Origin of the sequence: Streptomyces sp. NPDC005551 (genome assembly GCF_042871785.1) — a bacterium.
Lineage (GTDB): Bacteria > Actinomycetota > Actinomycetes > Streptomycetales > Streptomycetaceae > Streptomyces.
Genome location: NZ_JBIAJE010000013.1, coordinates 43,940 through 63,857 on the forward strand (window position 1 = coordinate 43,940; position 19,918 = coordinate 63,857).

Genomic DNA, 19,918 nt, shown 5'->3' on the forward strand with positions numbered 1-19,918 from the left:
TCTCCCTCAGACCTTGCGCCCCCAGGCGGAGATCATCGGAGCCGTGGTCAGGTCCATGGTGCCGGAGGCGACGTTGGCCAGGTGACGGTCGATGTCCTGGTCCGTGGCCAGGCCCGAGCTGACGAGCTGGTCGCGGATCTGCCGGATCGTCGCGAGTTCCACCGCCGCGCAGGCGGGCGAGGTGACGGGGAAGTACGCGTCGGCCTCCACGGGGCGCAGCCCCGCCTGGCGCAGCAGGCGCGGGAGCTTGCGGCCGTACGACACATCGCCGCCGCGCGCGGCGAGGAGGTCGCGGAAGCCGCCCCGCAGACGGTTCGCCAACTGCTGCTCGGGGCCGTGCTCGTCGGGACAGAGAAGGGGTTGCAGAGCGGGGTCGGCCTCCTCGACGAGGAGCCGCCCCCCGGGCCGCAGCGCCCTGATCATGGACCGCAGTGCCCGCTCCCGGTCGGCCACATGGACCAGGAGGAGCCGGGCGTGCACCAGATCGAAACCCTCCCCCGGCGGCTCGTCCACGCCCACGTCGTGCACACGCACCTCGACCGGCGGACGCGCCGCCAGGGACACCCATGAGGTGTCGATGTCGGTGGCGAGGACCCGCCCCGTCGGGCCGACCTTCTTGGCCAGCCACGAGACCACCGAGGTGCCGCCCGCGCCGACCTCCCAGCAGCGCCAGCCGGAGCCGACGCCGAAGCGCTCGAGGTGCCGGAACGTCGTGGGGTCGAAGAGAGTGGCGACGGCGTCGAAACGCTGTCCCGCCTCGGTCTGCCGGTTGTCCAGGAGATACCTGTCGGTTCGCATCACTAGTAGATCATCCCATTTGCCCGACTTATCCGGCGAGGTTGACGCACCCGGCCCTGGAGCCCGGCCCTCGCCTCGCACAGACCGCTCGTGACCGACAGCCCCCGACTTCGGCCGACGAGCCGGAGCGTGCGACCCGGGCAAGCGGAAGGGAGAGCGAACTCGACGGCCGAACGGGAGCGCGAGCTCGATCGGTGAAACGGAAGGCGGGCTGGTAGACCCGGGAGAGCCACCCCGCGAAGTGAAGCGGAATGCTCCGTTCCCACAGGCTTTCCCGGCCCCCGGGCCGTCCTGGCAGACTGGCCGCGGAAAGGCGCAATCGCGGCGCAGGGAGATCCACGCGAGGAGCTCAGATGTCCATGGCAGGGAATCTGCGGAAGGTCACGAGCCTCGGCAGGGCCGGGGGCCTCCGCAGAGTGGCACGGCTCGCGCGGCGGCGGCCGCGGGTCGACCTGAGCCACCCCGCGCGGTCCCCGCTGGGCTCCGCAGTGGTCAACTGCGTGACGTACAAGGACGGAGTCCGCGTCCTCGGCGGCGGCGATCTGGTCGACGCCGTGAAGGAGGTGCGCAGGCACGGCGACGGATTCGTCTGGGTCGGGCTGCACGAGCCGACGGTCCGGGAGTTCGCCGGCGTGGCCGAGCTCTTCGACCTGCATCCACTGGCGGTCGAGGACGCGGTGCACGCCCATCAGCGCCCGAAGGTGGAGCGTTACGGGGAGACGCTGTTCGCGGTGTTCAAAACGGTCTGCTACGTCGAGCACGCGGAGCTGACGGCGACCAGCGAGGTGGTCGACACCGGCGAGATCATGGTGTTCGTCGGCCAGGAATTCGTGATCACCGTGCGGCACGGCAGGCACGGCTCGCTCGGCCCGCTGCGCGAGGAGCTGGAGGCCGACCCCGGGCAACTGGCCAAGGGCCCGGCCGCGGTGCTGCACGCCATCGCGGACCACGTCGTCGACGACTACCTGACCGTCACGGACGCCGTGCACGCGGACATCGACCAGGTCGAGACCGACGTCTTCGCGGAGAACGGCGCGCGGACCGACCCGGGACGCATCTATCAGCTCAAGCGTGAACTGCTGGAGCTGAAGCGGGCCGTGGCCCCCCTGAGCCGTCCCCTTCTCGAGCTGGTGTCCCGGCCGATGCGGGTGATCGACCCCGAGATACAGGCCTACTTCCGGGACGTCTCCGACCATCTGCTGCGCGTCACCGAGCAGATAGCCGCGTTCGACGAGCTGCTCAACTCGATCCTGCAGGCGCATCTCGCCCAGGTGACGGTCGCGCAGAACGAGGACATGCGGAAGATCACCGCATGGGCCGCGGTGATCGCCGTGCCGACGATGGCCTGCGGGGTGTACAGCATGAACTTCGAGCACATGCCTGAGCTGCACTGGAAGTACGGCTACGGCTTGGTCCTCGCCGTGATCAGCACGGCGTGCCTGACCCTCTACCGGGGCTTCCGGCGCAACGGCTGGCTCTGAGAAGCCTCTCGCCCGGCAGCCCTCGTCCGGCACAGCACGGCAAGCTGTCCGGTCGGCCGGACGGACGGGCGCCCAAACAAGGGGCTCCGTCTCCTCACGACCGCGTCAGCGAGCCGTGCGTCAGCGAGCCGCGCTCCTCGCATAGACGCCCTCGACCCAGGAGGCCAGCTGGTCGTCCGTCAGATGTTCGGCCAGGTCGGCTTCGCTGATCATGCCGACGAGACGCTTGTTCTCGATGACGGGAAGACGGCGGATCTGGTGCCCGCGCATCTCCGCGAGCACCTCGCCCACGTCGGAGTCCGCATCGATCCAGCGCGGCGTGCCCTGAGCCATCTCGCCCGCGGTGACCCGGGCCGGGTCATGGCCCATGGCCACGCAGCCGATGACGATGTCGCGGTCGGTGAGGATGCCGCACAGTCGTTCGTTCTCGTCACTGATGGGCAGCGCGCCCACGTTGAGTTCGCGCATCAGCTGGGCGGCGCGGTCCAGCGTCTCGTGTGCGGGAATCCACTGGGCACCGCGGTGCATGATGTCTCCGGCGGTGGTCATGGGGTACCTCCCGGTGCCGGACGGCCGGCGCGGCGCGGGTGGGTGCCGCTAGTCCCGGCGTCCTACATTCTCTCCGCGTTCCGGGGGCTACGCACCCGGAGACCGCGGGCCTGCGGGACCGACCGCCCACGGCGGGCGTCCGCTTGATGCCGGCCGCCCGCGGCGGGCATCAGGCGGAGAAGCCCACGACCTTCTCGGGGACGACGCGGATGATCACGCGGACCTCGTCGTCCTTCTCGCCGGGCGGGTCGATGCCGAGGTACTTGTGCGAGAGCTCGTGCGGCAGCCGCTTGCGTTCGTCGGGGAGGATCTCGGCGGTGCCGCGTATCTCGACGGAGGTGTAGGGGTTGGCGAGGTCGAAGACCGAGAGGCTGATGCGGGCGTCGCGCATCAGGTTGCGCACCTTCTGCCGACGGGCGGTGGAGGAGAAAAGCACGGTGTCGCCCTCGCGTTTGATCCAGACCACCGAGTTCTGGGGAGCACCGTCGGGGCCGAGGGTGGCGACGGCGGCGAAGTTCTTGCCGTCGAGGAGAGCCCGGACGGAGTCACTGAAGGAGACGGGATGATCGGAAGCCTGTGTCATGGGACCCAGACTAACTACATGCACGTGCATATAAAAGCCCCTGGGGCGAGTGATCCCGGTAGCCCCTGGGGGGGCTATCCCAGTAGCCCCTGGGGCGGGTGACCCCCGTCAGCCGTTCCACGCCGGGTGGCGCGGATCGTCGGCCCGCACCAGGACGTCGGCCGCGGCACTGGGGTCCGCCTCGGCCTCGTAGCGCTCGAAGGCGGGCAGACTCCAGCGTTCGCCCTCGGGAGTGCGGCGGTGCAGGGCGGCCGGCGAGAGGCGGACGTGGACCGTCAGATCGAAGGGGAACCAGCGGTGCAGAAGGAGGGGTCCGTGCAGCAACAGTAGCCCGCCGGGCGGGAGTTGGATGTAGGGACTGCGGGTGGCCCGGTCGGTCGCCGGGTCCCAGAGGTCGGGCAGGACACGGCCGTCACCGCCGGGTTCCAGACGGCCGAAGACCTCCCGCCACAGGGCGCCGGTGTCGAACCAGCCGTCGTAGTAGGCGTCCGCGTCCTGGTGCCCGTACTCGAAGCGGAGCGAGGCCGGCCGCAGGAAGCCTTCGGTTCCGACGACCAGCGAGGCCCTGCCGCGGATACGCAGCGCCTCCGACACCCGGTGTGCGAGGTCGCCGGGGCGGGCGGCCGGAGCCCCGTCGAAGGCGATGCGCGGCCAGGGACTGCCGTCTTCCGGCTTCAGGTCGAGGAGGCGCTCGGCGAGCAGGTCGCCGAGCCGTTCCCAGGTGATCGCTTCGAGTCGCACAGGGCCCATGATGCCCGGCTCACGACCTGCCCTCACGGGCGAGGCGGTGCCGGGCGGAGCAGATGCCAGCGGTTGCGGCACCGGCGGGGAGGCATCTCGAACGCCGGTGACCGTGGACGTTCGCGCATGCTCATGCACTGCTCGGCCATGGTCACGGGGGACTGCGGCGGGCTTCACTGTCCGTAAGAGCGGGCGTTGGGCAAAATCTGGCCCGGGCCGGACGGGGGAATTGACATGATCGATGGGCCGCACTTCGTGCTGACAGTGCTGGGTGTGCTCGGCACCGGCCTGGTGGCGGGCGTCTTCTGCGGGTTCTCCACGTTCGTGATGAAGGGGCTCGCCAAGCTGCCCGCGACGCAGGGGGCGGCCGCCATGCAGGCGATCAACGGGGCAGCGACGACTCCGGCCTTCATGCTCGTGTTCGTGGGGACGGCCGTGCTGTGTGCGGTGCTGACGGTGGTCACCTTCGTCGTGTGGCCGGACGAGGGCACGGTGGAGTTGCTGCTGGGCGGCGCGCTGTATCTGTTCGGCTCGTTCGGCGTGACGGCCGTCGCCAACGTCCCGCGCAACGAGAAGCTCGCCGAGTTGGCTCCCGGCACCCCGGAGGCCGCCGCGTACTGGCCCGCTTATGTGCGTGAGTGGACGAGGTGGAACCACGTCCGTACGGTCGCGTCGGCCGCCGCCGCGGTGTCGTACGTGCTCGCCCTCGCCTGAGCCGAGCACAGCCCGGCCCAGCACAACCCGGCCCAGCACAGCCCCGCTGCGCCCAGCCCAGCGGAGCCCAGCCCAGCCGACCCTGACCCGGCCGACCCCGGCCCGGCCGACCGCAGCCCAGCCGACCCCACCGTGCCGAGCCCAGCCCTTGTCCAGCGACCCCGGGAGCGGCGGAAACCGGTGGGCGGAGCCGAGCGGCGCGGGGTGCGGTGACGCCGTATCGTGGCCGAAAGAGCACGCCCCCCGTCACGCGCACACGAGGGAGACGGCCATGGGCGATCCCAGGGGTTTTCTCACCGCTTCGCGCGAGGAGTGGCCCCGTCGGCCCGTCGCGGAGCGGGTGCGGGACTGGGACGAGGTGTACGTCCCCGGGGCGCTCCTGCCGATCATCGGCGTGCAGGCCGACCGCTGCATGGACTGCGGGATCCCCTTCTGTCACGACGCCTGCCCCCTGGGCAATCTGATCCCGGAGTGGAACGACCTCGTGTCCAGGGACGACTGGCGGGCCGCGAGCGACCGGCTGCACGCGACGAACAACTTTCCCGAGTTCACGGGCCGGCTGTGTCCCGCGCCGTGCGAGGCGGGATGCGTGCTCGCGATCAACCAGCCCGCCGTCACCATCAAGAACGTCGAGGTCGCCATCGCGGACCGGGCCTGGGCGGACGGTTTCGCGCCACCGCGCCCGCCGGACCGGCTCTCCGGTCACACGGTCGCCGTGATCGGCTCGGGTCCCGCCGGGCTGGCGGCGGCGCAGCAGCTGACGCGGGCCGGGCACACCGTCGCCGTGTACGAGCGGGCCGACCGGATCGGGGGCCTGCTGCGGTACGGCATCCCCGCGTTCAAGATGGAGAAGCGGCAACTGGACCGGCGGCTCGACCAGATGCGGGCTGAGGGAACCAGGTTCCGTACGTCGGTGGCGGTCGGACGGGATGTCGGCGCCAAGGAGCTGCGGGCGCGTTACGACGCCGTCGTACTCGCCCTGGGTGCCACCGCGTGGCGCGAACTGCCGGTACCGGGACGTGAGTTGACCGGCATCCATCAGGCGATGGAGTATCTGCCGCTCGCCGACCGGGTGTGCGAGGGGGATCTGGAGGTCTCGCCGCTGTCCGCGGCGGGGAAGCACGTCGTCATCGTGGGTGGCGGGGACACCGGCGCCGACTGCCTGGGCACGGCCGTGCGGGAGGGCGCCGCGTCCGTGACGCAGCTGGACATCTACGCCCAGCCGGGCGAGGCTCGCGACGAGGACGTCGAGCCGTGGCCGACGTACCCGAAAATCTACCGGCTCTCCGCCGCGCACGAGGAGGCCCGCGACCTGGAGACGTCACCGGCGGCGGACGCGGACGCGCGGCTCTTCGCGGCGTCCACGCTGCGCTTCACCGGGGACGCGCGGGGGCATGTCCGCGCACTGCACCTGGTCGAGGTGGACGAGCTGCGCCGCCCGGTCCCGGGGTCCGAGCGCGTCCTGCCCGTCGATCTGGTCCTGCTCGCTCTCGGCTTCTCCGGGCCGGACCCCCATGACGGCCTGATCGACGGGCTCGGTCTCGCGGTGGGTTCCCGCGGCACGATCGACCGCGACGCGGACTTCGCGACCAACGTGCCCGGTGTGTATGTCGCCGGCGACGCCGCGCGCGGGCAGTCCCTCGTCGTCTGGGCCATCGCCGAGGGCCGGGCGGCGGCGGCCGCCGTGGACCGCCACCTGACCGGCCACTCGCGGCTGCCGGCGCCGATCGGACCGTACGACCGCCCGATGACGGCGTAGCCGGCCCACCGCCGCGTGACCGGCGGACCCTCCGCCACCCGACCGGCCGCCGCAGGCCGCCGGTACCCGGCCCGGACGGCCGCGGGTTCCGGCCGGCGGTCGGGGTGCAGGCGTGCTCAGCCGCGGGTGTCCGTACCGGCCCGCTTCGCCGTCGACAGGGCGACCCGGTTCCAGGTGTTGATCGTGAAGATCAGGGCGAGGACGTGGGCCAGTTCCCGGTCGTCGAAGTGGGCGGCGGCCTCCGCGTAGACGTCGTCGGGGACCCCCGAGCCGGCGACCAGGGTGACCGCCTCCGTGAGCGCCAGGGCCGCGCGCTCCTTGGGGGTGAAGAAGTGACGGGCCTCGCGCCACACCGGGACCATGTGCAGGCGGTCCTCGCTCTCGCCCGCCCTGCGCGCATCGTTGGTGTGCATGTGGAGGCAGTAGGCGCAGTGATTGAGGTGCGAGGCCCGGATCTGGACGAGTTCGACGAGGGCCGGGTCGAGTCCCTCACGGGCCGCCGCGTCGAAGCCGATCAGGGCCCGGAAGACCTTCGGGGCGGTCTTCGCGAAGTCGAGGCGGGTGGAGCCGCTCCCGGCCGCCGGAGTGCCCGAGGTGTCCGCCGCACGCGTGATCCCGTCCGCCACCGCCGCCACCGGCGTCGTCGTCGTCGAGTCCGTGTTCGCCGTGACCGTCGTCGTGTGCATCTGGTTCGTCGTCATGACCATGAATCTACGGGCCTGAAAGACCCGCTGTAGGGTGCATTTCTGTGGCGGAATCATGGGTCAATTCGGCGGAGCGGATCGGTGCGGATCTGCATCTGGAGATCTCCGGGGCGGGGGCGGGCGGCCGTCGGGCGGCGCTGACCCGTGCGCTGCGCGAGGCCGTCCGCTCGGGCCGGCTGGTGCCGGGCACCCGCCTGCCGCCGTACCGCTCGCTCGCCGCCGACCTCGGCGTGGCCCGCAACACGGTCGCCGACGCGTACGCCGAACTGGTCGCCGAGGGCTGGCTCACCGGCCGCCAGGGTTCCGGCACCCGGGTCGCCGAGCGCGCCGAACCGCTGGGCACCGGCACGCGCGTACCGAAGAAGGCACCTCCACGCGCGCGTGGCCCCCGGCACGATCTGCGGCAGGGCACGCCGGACGCGTCGTCGTTCCCGCGCGCCGCCTGGCTCGCGTCGTACCGGCGGGCGCTCCAGCAGGCGCCGAGCGAGGTCTTCGGGCCCGGCGATCCGGCCGGCCGTGCAGAACTGCGCGCCGCCCTCGCCGCCTACCTGGCACGCGCGCGGGGGGTGCGCGCCGACCCGGAACGGATCGTGGTGTGCTCGGGCTTCGCGCACGCGCTGCGGCTGCTGTTCACGGGCCCGGACGCGGTGCTGCGGGGACCGCTGGCCGTGGAGTCGTACGGCCTCGGCTTCCATCGCGAGCTGCTGAGCGGCGCGTCGGTACGCACCGTGCCGCTGCCCCTGGACGAAGACGGCGCCCGGGTCGGCCAGTTGGACCGGGAGCGGGCCGTACTCCTCACGCCCGCGCACCAGTTCCCCACCGGCGGACCGCTCCACCCGTCGCGGCGGGCCGCGGTGATCGACTGGGCACGCGCGCGTGGAGGGTTGGTCCTGGAGGACGACTACGACGGGGAGTTCCGTTACGACCGCAAGCCCGTCGGCGCCGTGCAGGGACTGGACCCGGAGCGCGTCGTGTACATCGGCTCCGTCAGCAAGAGCCTGTCCCCCGCGCTGCGGCTGGGATGGATGGTCCTTCCGGAGCGGTACGTCGACGGGGTGCTCGCGGCCAAGGGCGAGCGGGAGGCGTGGGTGAGCGTTCTGGACCAGCTGACGCTGGCGGACTTCGTGGCCTGCGGGTCGTACGACCGTCATGTGCGGCGGATGCGGCAGCGGTACCGGAGGCGGCGCGACCGGCTCGTCGACGCGCTCGCCACCCACGCGCCGCAGGTCGAGGTCACCGGGATCGCGGCCGGTCTGCACGCGGTCCTGCGGCTGCCGTCCGGCACCGAAGCCTCCGTGCTCAAGGCCGCCGCCTGGCAGGGGGTCGCCCTCGAAGGGCTCACAGGATTCCGCCATCCGCAGGCGACGACGGCCGCGCCGGACGGTCTGGTCGTGGGCTACGCGACCCCCGCGGAGCACGCGTACGGCGCCGCGCTCGACGCGCTGTGCGGGCTGCTGCCGCCGGGGTGAACGGACCCCGGCCCAGGCCGCGGGAGGAGTGACGGCTCAGCGGCGTGCGGAGAGGCGTGACGGGAGGCAGGACCGTTCAGGACAGCAGGAAGTCCGCCTCCCCCGCCTTGGCGCCCTGGATGAAGGCGGTCATCTCGCCGGGCGTGTAGATCAGCGCGGGCCCGTCGGGGTCCGCGGACTGACGGACGGCGATCCGGCCGTCGTCGAGCTTCATCGCCTCCAGGCAGTTGCCGCCGTTGCCGCCGCTCCACGGCTTGTGCCAGCCCTCGCTGCCCAGCTCACGGGCGGGCATGCCGTTGTAGATCCGCCCGGTGCGTATCCGCGGCTTGATGCGTTCCATTCACAGCTCCTTGCGGAGGTCCCGCAGGATCTCCTTCGTGCGATGTGCCGTGGCGGCCTGGGCCGCCATGCGGTCCATGACCTCGAGATGGGTCGCCACCTCGGAGCGCGCGTCCAGGTAGACGGCACCGGTCAGGTACTCGCTGTAGACCATGTCGGGCAGTTCCGGCATGGCGAAGCGGAACAGCACGAAGGGCCCGTAGGTGCCGGGGTGCGGGCCCGACGAGAAGGGGGCGATCTGCAGTGTCACGTTGGGCAGCTTCGTGGCCTGGAGGAGCTTGTCGATCTGGGCGCGCATGACCTCGGGGCCGCCGACGGGGCGGCGCAGGGCCGTCTCGTCCATCACCGCCCACAGCCGGGGAGCGTCCTTGCGAGTGAGCAGATTCTGCCGGTGCATGCGCAGCGCGACATGGCGCTCGATGTCGTCGGGCTGCGTCTGGCCGATGGCGCCCGACTTCAGGACGCCCCGGGCGTAGTCCTCGGTCTGCAGCAGTCCGGGCACGAAGTGGGGCTCGTACGAGCGGATCACCGCCGCCGCGCCCTCCAGGCTGACGTACATCGAGAACCAGCCCGGCAGGATGTCGTGGAACCGCTGCCACCAGCCGGGCTTGTTGGCCTCCTCGGCCAGCTGGACGAAGCCCTCGGCCTCTTCGTCGGAGACGCCGTACGACTTCAGCAGGAGCTGGAGGTACGGAATCTTCAGGCCGACCTCGGCCATCTCCATACGGCGGACCGTGGCGGGTGCGACACGGAGGATGCGCGCGGCCTCCTCACGCTTCAGACCCGCGCGTTCCCGCAGGTCCAGCAGTCGCCGGCCGAGAACGACCTGGCCGACCGTCGGCGCGGACCGCGGTTCGCTCACGTCCCACCTCCACTGAGTCCGGACAGCCCGGGCGGCGCCGTTCGGAGTCCTTTTCCCGGATTCCAACTGGCGCCGCTCGAGGTGCTGTTGCGAGCAGTGTGCCATGGCCCTTCACGGAGTCACGCGGCACTCTGCAATTTTCAGAGTGACACTTGCCAAGTGTTCACGGCGGGGCGATAGTGGCAAGCGTGACTCCGTCCGCGCCGTTAGGAACAGACGCCGCCGCAGACCGGACCGGTCTCCGTGCCGCAGCAGGGGTGCGCCCCGATGCGACCGCGGAGCGCCGGTTTCGCTTCGAGCTGGCCGCACACCCGGGTTCTGTGAGACAGGCCCGGCGCCTGACCCATGCCCGGCTGTCGGGCTGGGAGGTCTGCGCGGACACGTGCGACACGGCGGACCTGGTCGTCTCCGAGCTGGTCACCAACGCGATCGTCCACACGGCGAGCCGCCGTATCGTGTGCGAGCTGCACGACGGCAACGATCTGGTGCGGATAGCCGTACGCGACGAGGGGTGCGCCCCGGGTGAGCCGCGGCCCTCTCCGCAGGGGGCCGAGGACGAGCACGGCCGGGGCCTGATGCTCGTCGCGGCCGTCTGCCGCGCCTGGGGCGCCCAGGAGCACGGGCCCGGCCTGCTGGTCTGGGCGGAGCTGCCCCGCACGGCGGACGCCACGCCCACCACGGATCCGGCCGCGGACCTCGCGGACCTGGCGGACGCGGCGGACGACCTCTTCGCGATGGACGCGGCGGACCAGCCGTACCCGCCCGACGACAAGCCGTACCTGACGGAAGCGCTGCCGCACCTGGCGGAGGACCTCCCGCGCCTGGCGGACGGTCTGCCGCACGCGACGGAGCCGCCCCGCGCGGCGACCGTGCCGCACGCCTGTCGCCCCGTCGGCGCGCAGGCGCCGCACTCCGGAGTCCCGGCCCGCTCGGGGGGCCGGGAACCGGACACGCAAGCGCGTTCGGACCTCGGCTGGAGCGCGAAGAAGCCCCCGGCCGACGGCCGGGGTTCCGGGACGCAGGCGTTCCGGGGGACGGGGGCCGAATGGGTGTGAGGGCGACGTCGACCGGGACGGCCCCTGTTCTGACCTTGGAGACGCTGGTCCGCCTCAAGCGGGAACAGCGCTCACCGGGGGCACCCAGAAGACTCCCCATACCCGAGGGCATGACGGTGCCGCTGGGCTGCGACGCGGTGGCGGTCCCCGCGCACTTCGGCCCGGTCCTGCTGTCCCGTCTGCCGCGCGTCGGCTGCGTGTACGCGGACGCGGCCCAGTGGTGGTGGATCGTCCCCTCCGACTCGGACGTCGCCCTGGACTGGCCCGCACCCGCCCGGTACGCCGCGGGAGCGGTCGTACCGGAGGCACCCTCCATTCCCGGGCTCATACACAAACCGGAGAGTACGGTTCCGTACACTCCGCCGATACCGCTGTACCTGGCCGTGTGCCGGGTCATGGGCACCCCGCCGGCCTGGTCGCACTCCATCGGTGCCTGAAGGCCGCCTGCCGCGCCCCCTCCACTGCGTCACCGTCTCGCGGCGCACCCCGCGCGGAAGCACCGCCGGGCGCCGACGGCGTGAACTCCCGGGGTCCGAAGTGCTTCGGTCCGCCGCGATCCCCGCCGCCGCTACGGGTGGAGGCCCCCATTCCTGGGGAGGGCACCGTGCGTGCACACTCGGGGGAGGTCACCGGTGGGAAAGAAACGCGACGACACCGATCCGTCGCCGTCCGACTCGGAACGCCTGCTCTTCGGCGGCCCACTGCGCTACGACATGGGCTGGTCGCAGCACTCGGACGCCTTCCTGGAACTGGGCTTCCGCGCCATGGTGACGAGGCTTCCCGCCCTGCTCTCGTCCAGCTTCCGGCTGGCCTGGCAGGCGGACCGCCGCGCCGCCCGGATCGTGCTGAGCGCCGAGATCGCCCGCGGTGCGGCGCAGGCGGTGGGCCTGCTGGCGGTCAACAGCGTGCTGGGCCGGCTGATGGCGGGCGGACCGGTCGAGGAGCGGCTGCACGGCGCTGTCCCGGCGCTGGTCACGGTCGCCGGGGTCATGCTGCTCGCCGCCCTGCTGCGGGCCGCCTCGACGTACGCCACCGGCCGGCTGGAGCCGAAGGTCGAACGGGTGGCGACGGAGCTGTACCTGGAGCGGGCGGCGGCCGTGGAGCTCTCCGCGATCGAGGACGACGCGTTCCACAAGCTGCTGGACACCGCCCAGTACGGCGCCTCGTCCGCCCGGCGCATGATCTCCATCTCCACCCAGGTCGTGAACGCGATGATCTCGCTCGTCGCCGCGGCGGGCGTGCTCACGGTGCTGCATCCCGCGCTGCTGCCGCTCCTCGTCCTGATGACGCTGCCGAGCGCGTGGAGCGCCCTGACGATCGCCCGGCGCCGGTACGAGTCGTTCCACGCCTGGGTGCAGCACGCCCGGGCCGGACGGCTCATCGGCAACCTGCTCACCGAGCCGGCCGCGGCGCCGGAGATCCGCGTGCACGGCGTCGGGCCGTTCCTGCTGCGCCACTTCCGCTCCATGTCCGAGACGGCGGAGGCGGAACAGGCCCGGCTGGCCCGCCTGGCCGCGCGTACGGGCCTGATCGCGGCGGCCTGGACGGGCCTCGCCACGGTGGCCACGTACGCGACCCTCGGCGCCCTGCTGCTGGGCGGCACCATGGCGCTCTCCGTGGCCGGTACGGCGGTCATCGCGATCCGCACCGGCTCGGCGAGCCTCGACACTTTCGTACTGGAGGTCAACTCCCTTCACGAGGACGCCCTGTTCGTGGGTGACCTGCAACGCCTGTACGTCGAGGCGGCGCAGCGTGCGATTCCCGAGGGCGGCGACCCGTTGCCGGAGGATCCGCGCGAGATCCGCTTCGAGAACGTCACCTTCACCTATCCGGGCAAGGCGGCCCGGCCCGCCCTGGACGACGTGAGCCTCACGCTGCCGCTGGGCAGGATCGTGGCGCTCGTCGGCGAGAACGGTTCGGGGAAGACGACCCTGGTCAAGCTGCTCGCCGGGCTGTACACGCCGGATCACGGGCGGATCCTGTGGGACGACGTGGACGCGGCGACCGCGGACCGGCGCGGGCTCGCCGAGCGCGTCGCGATGGTGGCGCAGGACTTCAAGCGGTGGCCGTTCACGGCCCGCGTGAATGTGGCAGTCGGCCGTGCCTCGGCGCCGCTCACCGACGAACGGCTGGCCTCAGCGGTCGCCCAGGCCGGGGCGCAGGACGTCGTGGCGGATCTGCCGCGCGGCCTCGACACCCTTCTCGCGCGCGGTTTCAGCGGCGGCCACGAGCTGTCGGGCGGCCAGTGGCAGCGGCTGGGGATCGCACGTGCGGCGTACCGGCGGGGGCGGATCCTGATCGTGGACGAGCCGACGGCGGCGCTCGACGCCCGGGCCGAGCTGGAGGTCTTCGAGAAGATCCGCGCCCTGGCGGGTACCGGGCAGACGGTCGTCCTGATCACGCACCGGCTGGCGTCGGTACGCCATGCCGATCTGGTGCACGTGCTGGCGCAGGGCCGTCTCGTGGAGTCCGGCAGCCCCGAGGAGCTGCTGGCCAGGGGCGGTGTCTACGCGGAGCTGTACGGGCTCCAGGCGGAGCAGTTCATGGCCGGGCCGCCGACCGGGGACGCGCACGCGAGAGATCTCCTCCGGGACGCCGACGCACCCGCCGCCGACGCGAAGGTCCCCGGGCGGGACGACCACGCGAAGGTGCCCGGGCGGGACGACCACGCGAAGGTGCCCGGGCGGGACGACCACGCGAAGGTGCCCGTCCAGGACGCCGACGCACCCGCCGCCGACGCGAAGGTGTCCACCCGCGACGCCGGGTGACGTCACTCCGACGTGCCCCGGCTTACTCGACGCCGTCCGCGCCGCGCACGATCACCAGGAACGCGTCGGTGGAGAGGTCCATGACGACTTCCGCGGCCTGACCCTGCAGACGGCACGCCTGCGCGAACTCCTCCGCCGGCCACGACCCGCGCGGTCCACCGGCGGGGAAGCGCTCCAGCACCATTCGCCCGTTCACCCTGCACCTCCATGTCGCGCCGACTCGTAGAGTTAAACGCCAACAATGGGGTGAACGGCTCGCGAAGTGACGGTACTGATACGCAGTCGACACGTGTTCACCGTCTCGGGGGACGGATTCTCACCCTCCGTAGCACACTGTGTCGTTACGGATGCGGTTTCCGATCCCTTCTTTCGCTCCCGGCTCGCCGGTCACACCGTCGTGACGGTCAGTTCTCGTACTCGTCGTGGTACCGGATCCGCTCGCTGCCCGCGGGCGCCCCCAGGAGCGACGCCCGGCCCCGCGGCTCCTCCCACTCCTCCTGGCGGCCCAGGACGGTGAGGTCCAGCAGCGAGGTCGTCGACCCCAGACCGTCGAGGCCCCGCTCGTACGTCGAGTACGTGTGGAAGACCTGGTCGCGGTCGCGCAGGAAGCAGCTCATCCCCGGCCGCTCGAAGGGCTCGCTGTCGCCCTCGCCCTCGAAGGACACCTGGAAGTCCTGGTTGAAGTCCGTGTCGCGGGCCGAGTACCAGGGCACCGTCCAGCCCATCCGGGCCTTGAAGGGCAGGATCTTCGTGTACGGCGCCCGGGACACGGCGGCGAAGGCGGTACCGCGGGCCCGCAGGTGGGCCAGATGGCCGATCTGGTCGAGGAACGCCGAGCAGCTCCGGCAGCCGGCCTCCCACTCCGGGGCGAACATGAAGTGGTGGACGACGAGTTGGTGCCGTCCCTCGAAGAGATCCAGCAGGGTCGCCTTGCCGTCACCGCCCTCGAACACGTACTCCTTGTCGATCTCGACCATCGGCAGTCTGCGCCGTTCGGCGTTGAGCGCGTCACACGCGCGTGTGGCGGCCTTCTCCCTCACGAGCAGTTCCTGGCGCGCGACGCGCCACTCCTCGCGCGAGACGATCTGCGGAAACGTCATGTGCCCCTCCTGCCGACAGGATCCCCGCTGCCTGCGGAGGACCTGGAACGGTGCCTTCCCAGGGGTGGACCGGTGGCGGGAGCGGAACTCATCGGCGTACGGGGAGAATTCTCTCCACGCCGGTTCGCGGCACGGGCCTGCCGCTGAGGGCCGGCGCCTGGCGTGCGTCCGGGATCTCCGAGGGCCGGAGTCCCGCCCGCTCCCGGAGCCGGGCCAGTTCGTCGAGGAGGCCGGTGATCCGCTCGGTGTGGCGGGAGGTGAGCCGGCCGGTGTCGTCGAGGTGCACGGCGCAGGCGGTCGTGAGGTCGACGAGCCGTTCGAGGACCGCGGCCACCTCGTCCGTGCCCTCGGACTGCTTTGCCAGGGCGGGGAGTTCGGCGGCGGCGAGGTCGATCGCGGTGCGGGCCTCGGCCAGCGTGCGGTAGGCCTCGCGGCGCAGGGCCCACCGCCCGGCCCGGTCGTCGGCCGTGCCGTCGCCCAGCACGTGCGCGAGGTAGGCGTCCGCCGCGTGTGCGGCCCGGGCGAGCCGCGCCCGTACCGTCCCGCCGCGCTGGCCGGGCGCCGGCAGGTGCCCGACGAGCAGGACGATCCCGCAGGCCAGCAGCGTCTCGCCGATCCGGCTCCAGGAGGCGGGCGGCTCCCCGCCCACCATGACGAGGGCGAGCACCAGGACGGTGATGACGGCCGTCTGCGCGGCGAAGTGCCGGGTGGCGACGGGGATCAGCGCCCCGCAGACGGCGACCAGCGCGACGAGCCCGGCGGGCCGGGGCAGCAGCGCCGCGAGCCCCGCGAACAGCACCGCCGCGAGCACCGTTCCCGCCGCCCGGCACAGCACACGCGAGGCGAGCGGTCCGAGGTCCGGCTTGACGAGGAAGACCGCGGTCGCGGGCAGCCAGTACCAGTGCGCGTGGTCCCCGTACCAGTGGGTGTGGTGCAGTGCCTGCGCCACGGCGACGGCGGCGCCGAAGGAGAGGGCGACCCGGAAGCCGTACTCGCGCCCCCCGGGGCCGACGACGGTGCGCAGCAGGGCTCCGGCGGTACGGCGCCGGGCGGGCTTCCCGGGGTGCGGGGTGCCGGCGCCGCGGTCGAAGGCGTCGGCGGCGTGCAGCAGTGCGTCGTCGAGCGCGCGCAGCGCGGGTGCGGAGCGGGCGGGCGCCGGGAGCGGGCCCGGGTGGTTGCCGGCGCGCACCGCGGCGGCGAGTCGGCGGGGCCCCCGCGCGGCGCGCGCGGGCACGTCGTCGCCGGCCCAGGCCAGCGCCGTCGCGGCCTCGGCGAGCGGCAGCGCGGCGGCGTACTGCGCGTGCAGCCGCCGCTCGGCCGAGGAGCTCGCGTACCGCCGCAGCCGGGGTCCGGACAGCGCGTCCTGCGCGTGGTCGAGTGCGGCGGTGAGACGGGCGCGACGGGCGGTGGCGTCCGCTCCCCCGGCCCCGGCGAGCAGCGCGGCGACGGCGTCGTACACGGCCGCGACGGCGTCCCGTTCCCCGTCGAAGCGGTAGTCGCCGCCGGTGGCGGCCGCCCGCGTCGGCAGGGCCAGCCGCAGCACCAGCAGCCAGCCCGCCCCGGCGAGGAAGAAGAGCGCGCGCTGCCATCCGGGCTCGGGCAGCGGCATCCCCGCGCCGATCGCGGCGGCGACCAGGAGTTGCGTGCCGGATCCGCTCGCGACGGGTCCGACGGCGCTCACGGCTCCGGCGAGCAGCCCGAGCCCGGTCAGCAGCACGGTCAGCGCCACGGCTCCGACGTGGAGCCCGGCGTACGTCCCGGCGAGCAGCCCGCAGGCTCCCGCGAGGGCGGGCAGGCCCAGCCGGGTGACGGCGGTCCGCCTGCTGCCCGGCCGGTCGTTGATCCCGGCGAGCATGGCCCCGAGGGCGGCGGCCACCCCGGCGGAGGAGCGTCCGGCGAGCACGGCGACGAGGAGCAGCGGCCCGGCGGCGAGCGTCCCGCGGACGACCGCGCTCCAGGGCACCGGCCCCCGCTGGGCGCGCAGCGCATGGGCGAACCAGGGCGGTACGGCGAGGCGGGGGGTGCGGAGGGGCACGGGACTCCTGTCGTGACGAGGGCGGGGTCTGCCTTCGGGCGACGTCGGCCGGGCGGTGGGTCCAGGGTAGATCGCGTTGCCGCTGTAAAGGGAACGCAAACGTTTCCACGGTGTGACGCGTGCGGGAGATGCCGCCTTCTTTATGAACGCAACTCGGCTGCGGGGGTACGACGCGGGCGGGGGCGGGGGAAGCTCCGGTGTGGGACGCGCACTGCGGTCGCGGGAGCCGCGTGCGGGCGCGGGGCCGTCTCACCCCGGACCGTCGGCGGTGTCGGATGCGGGCGCAGGGGCGTCACCGGGCGTACGGCGGACGGACGGGCGGGGATGCTGAGCGCGGGTGGGCGGCACTCCGGGCGGAGGCGGCCACCGTCAGGGGGTCACCGCGTACCTGTCCGTGGCCGCGACCAGCACGTCCGCCTCGCCCGCGTCGTGCGCCGCGCCGTCGGCCTACGGGGACTCCGGCGCCGTCGGCAGCCCCGCTCGCCGGGCCGCCGTACGCAGGACGTCCCGCAGCATGAGCGGGGTCAAACGCCCGGTGAAGGTGTTGCGCTGGCTGACGTGGAAGCAGCCGAAGAGGTCGAGGGGGCCCGCCTCACCGTCCAGGGTGACCCGGGCGCCGTGCCGGAAGACGGGGCGCGGCCTGGGGACCGTCCACCCCGCTTCCGCGAAGGCGGGCAGCGCGGCCTGCCAGCCGAACGCCCCGAGCACCACCACCGCCCGCAGGGAGGGCCGCAGCAGCCGCAGTTCGCCGAGCAGCCACGGCCGGCAGGTGTCGCGTTCCTCGGGCGTCGGCTTGTTCGCGGGCGGGGCGCAGTGCACGGGCGAGGTGATCCGCACGCCGTGCAGGGCGAGTCCGTCGTCGGCGCTCACCGCAGTCCCCCGCGACGCGAGTCCCACCTCGTGCAGGGCCGCGTACAGCACGTCGCCGGACCGGTCGCCGGTGAACATCCGGCCCGTCCGGTTCGCCCCGTGGGCGGCGGGCGCCAGTCCGACGACGAGCAGCGACGCGTCGGGCGGGCCGAAGCCGGGGACGGGGCGCCCCCAGTACGTCCAGTCCGCGAAGGCGGCGCGCTTGGTACGGGCCACCTCCTCCCGCCAGTCCACCAGGCGCGGGCAGGCCCGGCATCCGGTGATGCGGGCGTCCAGTCCGGCCAGGCTGCTGTCCATCCCCCCACCGTACGACCGGGTCGTGGACGGTCTTCCCACGGGTTCGGCGCGGAAGGGCGGAGAGAGACGGCACGGAAAAGACGTCCGGCTCCCGCACGGCCGGGACTAAGGTCGGGGCATGGCTTCTGAGGGTGCTGACGAGGACGAGCGGGGCACGGACGGTGCGCACGGCTCCGACGACCCGGCGGCTGCCGCCGCCCGCGCGGCCGGGCCGCGGACCGGCGAGAGCGTGCGGGTCGACAGCTGGATCTGGTCGGTGCGGCTCGTGAAGACCCGGTCCATGGGCGCCACCGCCTGCCGCGGCGGCCACGTCCGTGTCAACGGTGAGCGCGTGAAGCCCGCCTACGCGGTACGCGTGGGCGATGAGGTCCGCCTGCGGCACGCGGGCCGGGAGCGGGTCGTCGTCGTGAAGCGTGTGATCCGCAAGCGGGTCGGGCCGCCCGTCGCCGCCGAGTGCTTCGTGGACAACAGTCCGCCGCCCCCGCCGCGCGAGGCCGTCGCCCCTGCGGGCATCCGCGACCGCGGAGCGGGCCGCCCGACCAAGCGGGACCGGCGTGAGATGGACCGCCTGCGCGGTCTCGTCCGGCCGGACGGGGACGCGGACGGCGGCTGAGCGGCGGATTCCTCCGGCGCGTCGCACGTGAGCTTCCGGCGCGTCGCCCGTGAGCTTCCGGCGCGTCGCACGTGAGCACCGACGAGGGCTCCCCGACACGAACGGGGAGCCCTCGTCGACGTACAGCCGGGGAAGGCCCCCGCCGCCCGCGCCCCTCACGCGCGCCGCCGCACCACCCGGACCAGGTCGGCGTTGTGGCTGCGGCGCGCCCAGGCGATCAGCGCGAGCGGCACGATCAGGATGAGCGGGGTCGCGGGGTACGGGCCGTGGATGGCGGTGACGTTCACGATGAAGGCACCGACCATCAACGCGCTGAGGGACACCGCCGCCACCGACGACAGCAGCGGGATCAACAGCGCGATGCCTCCGGCGAGTTCGAGCGCGCCGATCAGGTACATCCCCGTGCTTCCCCAGCCCAGCTTGTCGAAGCCCTCGGCGGCCGACGGGTGGGCGATCAGCTTGGGCAGCGCGCTCGCCAGGGCGAAGAAGAGGCCGAGCACGGTCTGGAGCGCCCTCAGGGAGATCTCGGCACGGCGGCTGCGGCCGGTACGGGCGGCGGCGGGGGTGACGGAGGGGGCGCCGGCGACGGAGGCGGTGGTCTCGGACATGTGGGTCTCCTGCGAAGCGGTGTGGGCTGCTGTCGTGGAGGTAGACCGGCCGTCGGCCCGGAACTCATCGCTGCGGACGGGGATTTGCGGGTGCCGACTCCGCCGAGGTCGCGACACGACACCGCTGCGGGCCCCTCCGGCGTCACCGTCGCCTTCTCCGGGGCTCCGGGCCGCCGTCCCGTCGCGGAGGTGCTGCGGCTCGGAGCCGCCGTCCCGTGGTGGAGGTGCTGCGGCTCGGAGCCGCCGTCCCGTGGTGGAGGTGCGGCGCGAAGCGTACGTTTTTCTGTGGGAGCGGTGATGCCGATGCGCACAGGCAGTGAGCCGAGGACAGCACGCAGTGCTTTGCGGCTGCGCTTCTGGCTGAGCCTGTGGGGGCTGGTCTGGGCGACCGGCGGGGTGGTGGGCTTCGCGCTGGCCGGACGGCCCGGATGGGCGGCCGCCTGCGGCGCGCTGTGGCTGCTCACCACCGCCGACATGCTCATGATCCTGCGGCACATCCGGCAGGGGCCCCACTACCAGCCGGGCCCCGACGTGCCGCCGTACCCTCCTCCGGAGCACCGGCCCTAGCCCCGG

At 73.1% G+C, this 19,918-nt stretch carries 21 protein-coding genes; 9 read left to right on the plus strand and 12 right to left on the minus strand.

The genetic code is table 11. From position 1 onward, the window contains the following. Positions 1-6 precede the first annotated feature (6 nt). Positions 7-801: a methyltransferase domain-containing protein gene (locus ACFYP4_RS30520; protein ID WP_388789793.1), complete on the minus strand. Its 795-nt coding sequence runs from the start codon at positions 799-801 to the stop codon at positions 7-9. A gap of 350 nt (positions 802-1,151) precedes the next feature. Here ACFYP4_RS30520 and ACFYP4_RS30525 point away from each other — a divergent pair, with 350 nt between their 5' ends. Further along, on the plus strand, positions 1,152-2,279 hold the full coding sequence (locus ACFYP4_RS30525) for a magnesium and cobalt transport protein CorA (protein WP_388789796.1): 1,128 nt from the start codon (positions 1,152-1,154) through the stop codon (positions 2,277-2,279). A gap of 120 nt (positions 2,280-2,399) precedes the next feature. Here ACFYP4_RS30525 and ACFYP4_RS30530 read toward each other — a convergent pair whose 3' ends face one another. The 3 genes from ACFYP4_RS30530 to ACFYP4_RS30540 form a co-directional block, all read right to left on the minus strand. Further along, on the minus strand, positions 2,400-2,828 hold the full coding sequence (locus ACFYP4_RS30530; protein WP_358851975.1) for a CBS domain-containing protein: 429 nt from the start codon (positions 2,826-2,828) through the stop codon (positions 2,400-2,402). A gap of 169 nt (positions 2,829-2,997) precedes the next feature. After that, entirely contained in the window at positions 2,998-3,411 is a 414-nt protein-coding gene (locus tag ACFYP4_RS30535; RefSeq protein WP_388789799.1) for a PPOX class F420-dependent oxidoreductase, read from the minus strand. Positions 3,412-3,519: 108 nt separating this feature from the next. Continuing rightward, positions 3,520-4,161: a uridine kinase gene (locus ACFYP4_RS30540; protein ID WP_388789802.1), complete on the minus strand. Its 642-nt coding sequence runs from the start codon at positions 4,159-4,161 to the stop codon at positions 3,520-3,522. A 225-nt stretch (positions 4,162-4,386) separates the two neighbouring features. On the opposite strand from ACFYP4_RS30540, the gene ACFYP4_RS30545 reads away from it, so the two are divergent. After that, complete coding sequence (locus ACFYP4_RS30545; RefSeq protein ID WP_388789805.1) at positions 4,387-4,866, plus strand: DUF1772 domain-containing protein; 480 nt, start codon at positions 4,387-4,389, stop codon at positions 4,864-4,866. Positions 4,867-5,137: 271 nt separating this feature from the next. Then, positions 5,138-6,625, plus strand: coding sequence for a glutamate synthase subunit beta (locus ACFYP4_RS30550; protein WP_358851979.1), 1,488 nt, complete (start codon positions 5,138-5,140; stop codon positions 6,623-6,625). A 116-nt stretch (positions 6,626-6,741) separates the two neighbouring features. Here ACFYP4_RS30550 and ACFYP4_RS30555 read toward each other — a convergent pair whose 3' ends face one another. After that, positions 6,742-7,332, minus strand: a complete 591-nt coding sequence (locus ACFYP4_RS30555; protein WP_388789808.1) for a carboxymuconolactone decarboxylase family protein — start codon at positions 7,330-7,332, stop codon at positions 6,742-6,744. A 41-nt stretch (positions 7,333-7,373) separates the two neighbouring features. Between ACFYP4_RS30555 and ACFYP4_RS30560 the strand changes: the two genes are divergently transcribed. Beyond that, positions 7,374-8,798, plus strand: a complete 1,425-nt coding sequence (locus ACFYP4_RS30560) for a PLP-dependent aminotransferase family protein (protein ID WP_388789811.1) — start codon at positions 7,374-7,376, stop codon at positions 8,796-8,798. 76 nt (positions 8,799-8,874) lie between these two features. On the opposite strand, the gene ACFYP4_RS30565 is transcribed toward ACFYP4_RS30560, so the two are convergent. Together ACFYP4_RS30565 and ACFYP4_RS30570 are read right to left on the minus strand one after the other, a co-directional pair. Then, positions 8,875-9,138 carry a DUF397 domain-containing protein gene (locus ACFYP4_RS30565; protein WP_358851982.1) on the minus strand — a complete coding sequence of 88 codons (264 nt, stop codon included), beginning with the start codon at positions 9,136-9,138 and terminating at the stop codon, positions 8,875-8,877. Further along, positions 9,139-9,999: a helix-turn-helix transcriptional regulator gene (locus ACFYP4_RS30570; RefSeq protein WP_358851983.1), complete on the minus strand. Its 861-nt coding sequence runs from the start codon at positions 9,997-9,999 to the stop codon at positions 9,139-9,141. Between the two features lie 320 nt (positions 10,000-10,319). On the opposite strand from ACFYP4_RS30570, the gene ACFYP4_RS30575 reads away from it, so the two are divergent. The 3 genes from ACFYP4_RS30575 (at position 10,320) to ACFYP4_RS30585 (ending at position 13,822) form a co-directional block, all read left to right on the plus strand. Further along, on the plus strand, positions 10,320-11,054 hold the full coding sequence (locus ACFYP4_RS30575; RefSeq protein ID WP_388789815.1) for an ATP-binding protein: 735 nt from the start codon (positions 10,320-10,322) through the stop codon (positions 11,052-11,054). Then, entirely contained in the window at positions 11,045-11,491 is a 447-nt protein-coding gene (locus ACFYP4_RS30580; protein ID WP_358851984.1) for a hypothetical protein, read from the plus strand. The genes ACFYP4_RS30575 and ACFYP4_RS30580 overlap by 10 nt, the downstream gene beginning before the upstream one ends. 195 nt (positions 11,492-11,686) lie before the next feature. Next, on the plus strand, positions 11,687-13,822 hold the full coding sequence (locus tag ACFYP4_RS30585; RefSeq protein ID WP_388789819.1) for an ABC transporter ATP-binding protein: 2,136 nt from the start codon (positions 11,687-11,689) through the stop codon (positions 13,820-13,822). A 22-nt stretch (positions 13,823-13,844) separates the two neighbouring features. Here ACFYP4_RS30585 and ACFYP4_RS30590 read toward each other — a convergent pair whose 3' ends face one another. The 4 genes from ACFYP4_RS30590 to ACFYP4_RS30605 all read right to left on the minus strand — a co-directional run bounded on the left by ACFYP4_RS30590 (position 13,845) and on the right by ACFYP4_RS30605 (position 18,124). Continuing rightward, on the minus strand, positions 13,845-14,018 hold the full coding sequence (locus tag ACFYP4_RS30590) for a hypothetical protein (RefSeq protein ID WP_355785619.1): 174 nt from the start codon (positions 14,016-14,018) through the stop codon (positions 13,845-13,847). 208 nt (positions 14,019-14,226) lie between these two features. Next, positions 14,227-14,922, minus strand: coding sequence for a DUF899 domain-containing protein (locus ACFYP4_RS30595; protein ID WP_388789823.1), 696 nt, complete (start codon positions 14,920-14,922; stop codon positions 14,227-14,229). A gap of 88 nt (positions 14,923-15,010) precedes the next feature. After that, positions 15,011-16,957: an FUSC family protein gene (locus tag ACFYP4_RS30600; protein ID WP_388789826.1), complete on the minus strand. Its 1,947-nt coding sequence runs from the start codon at positions 16,955-16,957 to the stop codon at positions 15,011-15,013. Positions 16,958-17,404: 447 nt separating this feature from the next. Then, complete coding sequence (locus ACFYP4_RS30605) at positions 17,405-18,124, minus strand: uracil-DNA glycosylase (protein ID WP_358851988.1); 720 nt, start codon at positions 18,122-18,124, stop codon at positions 17,405-17,407. Between the two features lie 118 nt (positions 18,125-18,242). Here ACFYP4_RS30605 and ACFYP4_RS30610 point away from each other — a divergent pair, with 118 nt between their 5' ends. Then, entirely contained in the window at positions 18,243-18,737 is a 495-nt protein-coding gene (locus ACFYP4_RS30610; RefSeq protein WP_358851989.1) for an RNA-binding S4 domain-containing protein, read from the plus strand. 155 nt (positions 18,738-18,892) lie between these two features. On the opposite strand, the gene ACFYP4_RS30615 is transcribed toward ACFYP4_RS30610, so the two are convergent. Further along, a complete protein-coding gene (locus ACFYP4_RS30615; protein ID WP_388789829.1) occupies positions 18,893-19,345 on the minus strand; it encodes a DoxX family protein in 453 nt (150 codons plus the stop codon). 303 nt (positions 19,346-19,648) lie between these two features. Here ACFYP4_RS30615 and ACFYP4_RS30620 point away from each other — a divergent pair, with 303 nt between their 5' ends. Continuing rightward, positions 19,649-19,912, plus strand: a complete 264-nt coding sequence (locus ACFYP4_RS30620) for a DUF6343 family protein (RefSeq protein ID WP_388789832.1) — start codon at positions 19,649-19,651, stop codon at positions 19,910-19,912. The last annotated feature ends 6 nt before the right edge of the window (positions 19,913-19,918 follow it).

What these genes read in the sequence shown, in the direction of transcription:
- ACFYP4_RS30525 (WP_388789796.1), top strand. Translation starts at nt 1,152, where the DNA reads ATGTCCATGGCAGGGAATCTGCGGAAGGTCACGAGCCTCGGCAGGGCC.
- ACFYP4_RS30530 (WP_358851975.1), bottom strand. Translation starts at nt 2,828, where the DNA reads ATGACCACCGCCGGAGACATCATGCACCGCGGTGCCCAGTGGATTCCC.
- ACFYP4_RS30535 (WP_388789799.1), bottom strand. Translation starts at nt 3,411, where the DNA reads ATGACACAGGCTTCCGATCATCCCGTCTCCTTCAGTGACTCCGTCCGG.
- ACFYP4_RS30540 (WP_388789802.1), bottom strand. Translation starts at nt 4,161, where the DNA reads ATGGGCCCTGTGCGACTCGAAGCGATCACCTGGGAACGGCTCGGCGAC.
- ACFYP4_RS30545 (WP_388789805.1), top strand. Translation starts at nt 4,387, where the DNA reads ATGATCGATGGGCCGCACTTCGTGCTGACAGTGCTGGGTGTGCTCGGC.
- ACFYP4_RS30550 (WP_358851979.1), top strand. Translation starts at nt 5,138, where the DNA reads ATGGGCGATCCCAGGGGTTTTCTCACCGCTTCGCGCGAGGAGTGGCCC.
- ACFYP4_RS30555 (WP_388789808.1), bottom strand. Translation starts at nt 7,332, where the DNA reads ATGGTCATGACGACGAACCAGATGCACACGACGACGGTCACGGCGAAC.
- ACFYP4_RS30565 (WP_358851982.1), bottom strand. Translation starts at nt 9,138, where the DNA reads ATGGAACGCATCAAGCCGCGGATACGCACCGGGCGGATCTACAACGGC.
- ACFYP4_RS30580 (WP_358851984.1), top strand. Translation starts at nt 11,045, where the DNA reads ATGGGTGTGAGGGCGACGTCGACCGGGACGGCCCCTGTTCTGACCTTG.
- ACFYP4_RS30595 (WP_388789823.1), bottom strand. Translation starts at nt 14,922, where the DNA reads ATGACGTTTCCGCAGATCGTCTCGCGCGAGGAGTGGCGCGTCGCGCGC.
- ACFYP4_RS30605 (WP_358851988.1), bottom strand. Translation starts at nt 18,124, where the DNA reads ATGGACAGCAGCCTGGCCGGACTGGACGCCCGCATCACCGGATGCCGG.
- ACFYP4_RS30610 (WP_358851989.1), top strand. Translation starts at nt 18,243, where the DNA reads ATGGCTTCTGAGGGTGCTGACGAGGACGAGCGGGGCACGGACGGTGCG.
- ACFYP4_RS30615 (WP_388789829.1), bottom strand. Translation starts at nt 19,345, where the DNA reads ATGTCCGAGACCACCGCCTCCGTCGCCGGCGCCCCCTCCGTCACCCCC.
- ACFYP4_RS30620 (WP_388789832.1), top strand. Translation starts at nt 19,649, where the DNA reads ATGCGCACAGGCAGTGAGCCGAGGACAGCACGCAGTGCTTTGCGGCTG.